This window comes from Aestuariivita boseongensis (genome assembly GCF_001262635.1).
In the GTDB taxonomy this organism is placed as follows: domain Bacteria; phylum Pseudomonadota; class Alphaproteobacteria; order Rhodobacterales; family Rhodobacteraceae; genus Aestuariivita; species Aestuariivita boseongensis.
Map to the genome: position 1 here is coordinate 1 of NZ_JXYH01000138.1, position 335 is coordinate 335.

A 335-nucleotide genomic window follows, 5' to 3' on the forward strand; every position below is an offset into this window, starting at 1 on the left:
GGGGAACCTGGTGGAATATGGTGATACAGGTCAGATCTTCACCAAACCCGAAGATCCCCGCACCGAAAGCTATATCACCGGGCGGATCGGGTAAGCCGATGAGCACGGAACATATCGTTTCCTCTTTCGACCGGGATCTGGAAGGGATCCAGGCCAAGGTCATGCGCATGGGCGGGCTGGTCGAGGTCGCCTTGCGTGACGCGATCCAGGCTTTGGAAGACGGCGATCTGGAGCGCGCCAGCGCTGTGCGCGAGGGCGATCGGGCCATTGACGCGCTGAACGAGGAAATCCGCCACGAGACCGCGCAGCTTCTGGCGCTGCGCGCGCCCACGGCG

General features: G+C 63.0%; 1 protein-coding gene and 1 pseudogene. Both read left to right on the forward strand.

Annotation, left to right across the window (positions count from 1 at the left end):
• A pseudogene (locus TR61_RS20460) lies at positions 1–94 on the forward strand (phosphate ABC transporter ATP-binding protein); the annotation flags it as partial.
• A 4-nt stretch (positions 95–98) separates the two neighbouring features.
• Positions 99–335 (forward strand): PhoU domain-containing protein (locus tag TR61_RS19510; RefSeq protein WP_281178086.1); only part of this gene is annotated, 237 nt, incomplete at its 3' end.